Source organism: Sphaerotilus sp., assembly GCF_013299175.1.
Classification (GTDB): domain Bacteria; phylum Pseudomonadota; class Gammaproteobacteria; order Burkholderiales; family Burkholderiaceae_C; genus Sphaerotilus.
In genome coordinates, this window is record NZ_JAAFKF010000198.1 from 1 (window position 1) to 2896 (window position 2896).

Annotated in this window: 2 protein-coding genes; one reads left to right on the plus strand and one right to left on the minus strand. The window is 68.8% G+C overall.

The genetic code is table 11. From position 1 onward, the window contains the following. Nucleotides 1–742, plus strand: a 742-nt coding sequence (locus QZW52_RS19145) for a VWA domain-containing protein (RefSeq protein ID WP_294001721.1), incomplete at its 5' end; no start/stop codon positions are given. A gap of 33 nt (nucleotides 743–775) precedes the next feature. Here the strand turns inward: QZW52_RS19145 and QZW52_RS19150 are convergent. Further along, the coding region (locus tag QZW52_RS19150; protein ID WP_294001722.1) for an Ig-like domain-containing protein at nucleotides 776–2896 on the minus strand (2121 nt) is incomplete at its 5' end.

Sequence of the window (2896 nt, forward strand, 5' to 3'; positions counted from 1 at the left end):
CCTGGAAGAACCGCTGCGCTCGGCCATCACCGGCGCGATCGACCGCAGCGTGCGCAACCGCCGCCCGCGCCACAGCGAGATCGACTGGCACCGCACCATCCGCGCCAACCTGCGCCACTGGCAGCCCGACCTCCGCACCATCGTTCCCGAGACGCTGATCGGCCACGGCCGCAAGTCGCGCCGTCCACAGCGCGAGATCATCCTGTGCATCGATCAGAGTGGCTCGATGGCGGCGAGCGTCGTGTATTCGAGCATCTTCGGCGCGGTGCTGGCCAGCCTGCCGGCGGTGGCGACGCGGCTGGTGGTGTTCGACACCGAGGTGGTCGATCTGAGCGAGCAACTGGATGACCCGGTGGCGCTGCTGTTCGGTGTGCAGCTCGGCGGCGGCACCGACATCGGCCGGGCGGTCGCCTACTGCCAGAGCCAGATCCGCGACCCGCGCAACACCATCTTCGTGCTGATCTCGGACCTGATCGAAGGCGGCGTCGAGCAGCGGCTGCTGCAGCGGGCGGCGGAGATGGTCGAGGCAGGGGTGCAGTGCGTGGCGCTGCTGGCCTTGAGCGACGAAGGGGCGCCGAGTTATGACCACCAGCTCGCGGCCAAGCTGGCGGGGCTGGGCGTGCCGTCGTTCGCGTGTACGCCGGATGCGTTTCCGGGGCTGATGGCGGCGGCGATCCGGCGGGAGGACGTGGCGGGGTGGGCGGCGCAGCGGGGGTTGGTGGCGAGCCGGGCGGCGCGGTGACCGACCCGGCGCCGCACAGGCCCGCCGTCCTGCTCAGGGCTCCCCGAGTGCCTGCCCCAGCGCCTGGCGCTCGGTGTCGGCGGCCGACGACAGACGCTCCAGGTTCGTGCTGAGCAATGCCGGCGCGGGGGCCTGCTGCTCGCGCACAGGGGCGTCCAGCGCCTTGACCGACCCGGTCGAGACATCGATCTCCAGCCGCTCCTCGGTCGAGGTTCCGTCGATGCGCAGGGCGCGCACCGTCAGCGATACCCGCTCCATGCCCGGTACGCGCGTAATCGTCACGTTGCCGCGCGGATCGACCTGAATGCCCGCCGGCAACGGACGGCCATTGCCCGTGAGGAACTGGTACTCGGTCACCCGGTGCTCGCTGCGGTCCGCGGCGCTGCTGACCGAGAGCTGCACCGTCTCGCGCTGGACCTCGGTGTCGATGGTCAGCGGTGTCTGGCGATTGCCGGTGCCGCTGAACAATTGCAGCGAGGCACCGAGCAGCGAATCGGTCGTGCGGCTGTCGAACGCAGTGTGCTGCCCTCCCAGAATTGCCGCGGCGCGGTCGCTCACACGCGGTGCGTCGGCGTGTGCGACCGCACCGACCGCGCCGGTCTGCACATCGCGGGTCTGGGAACCGCCGAGGCTCTGCATCCGGTTGACTGACGCCATGATTGCCCCGGTGGCCTCGATCGATTGCAGGCTGCCCAGCCCGCCCATGCCGGCAACTGCTTGCAGCACGGCGCCCTCGGCCGCGATGGGCTTGCTCGCAGGTTCGACCCGTGGAGGCTGGGCGGCAGGTTCCTGGGCCACCGTTTGGACTGGAGCCGGGGCATCGACGGGGGTCAGCTCGATGCGAATCTCGGCCGTGCTGGTGCCGCCATGCCCGTCCGAAACCACATAGCGCACCGTGTCGAAGGTGGCCGCCGTGACGCCGCGCAGGTAGGTCAGGGTGCCGTCCGGGTGAGTCTGGACGCTGCCATGTGTTGCCGTGGCGCTGGTGATGGTGAGGGCCTGGCCGTCGATGTCGGTGTCGTTGGCGAGCGGAGCGAGGTGCAGCGGGGCATTCTGGGGGGACGTGGCGGTGTCGTCCCGGGCGATGGGGGCATCGTTGCGGCCCTGCACCGTCACCTCCAGAGTGGCCGTGGCGGTGCCGCCCTGTGCGTCGGTGGTGGTGTAGTTGATCGATGTGACCCGGCTGGCGTCCGGGGGCAGGGCATCGAAGTCGGTGCCCGGCTCGAATGTGTACGAACCGTCCGCACCGATCGTGAAGGTGCCACCTGCAGAGCCGGCGACAGGCTGTCCGACGCCTCCCGCCTGTCCGGCCACGGCAGCGACAGCGAGTGCATCACCATCGCCGTCCCGGTCATTGGCAAGCACGCCGTCGCTGGCGGAGACCACTGTGGCAGTACCCGGCACCACGACCATGGTGTCCTCGCTGGCCAGCGGTGCGAGGTTGTTGATCTGCCAGAGGAACGACTGCCGAGCTGTGGCGCCCGCGCTGTCGGTGGCGGTCACGGTCACGGTGTAAGCCCCGTCACCGGCGGCGCCCCCTGCCGATGCGTCACCCGCCACAGTTCCGGTGATCACGCCCTCGGGCGAGAGGCTCAATCCGGCCGGCAAACCATCGGCACGGTACGTCAGGGCCGTGGAGTCGATGTCGGCGAACACTGGGGCGATGTTGACGGAAACGGAGGCGTGGTCGTTGCTGGATAGATCTTGCTGTGGGGCCACCACAGTGGGTGCGTCATTGGTTGGTGTCACGGCGACAGTGACGGTGACAGGGGTGATACCACCCTGGCCATCACGCACTGAAAGGGTGAATTGGTCACTGCCGTTGAAATGCTGGGCAGGGGTGTAGCGGTAGGTGCCATCCGGATACACGGTGACATTGCCGTGCGCAGGTGCCGTGTCCAGGATGGTGGTGGTGGTGTCACCGTCGAGATCGAGTGGTGTGACTGCACCATTCACCGAGGTGTTTTCGGCGGTTGTGATGGTCTCGGCGCTGACGACAGGGGCATCGTTGACAGCAGTGACGGCGAGCGCCAGGGAGCCGGTGTCGGTGGAGGTGCCGTCCGAGACGGAGTAGGTGATGACGGGGACGGAGCCGGAGTAGTTGGCGGCGGGAGAGAAGCTGTAGCTGCCATCGGCGTTGACGGTGACATCGCC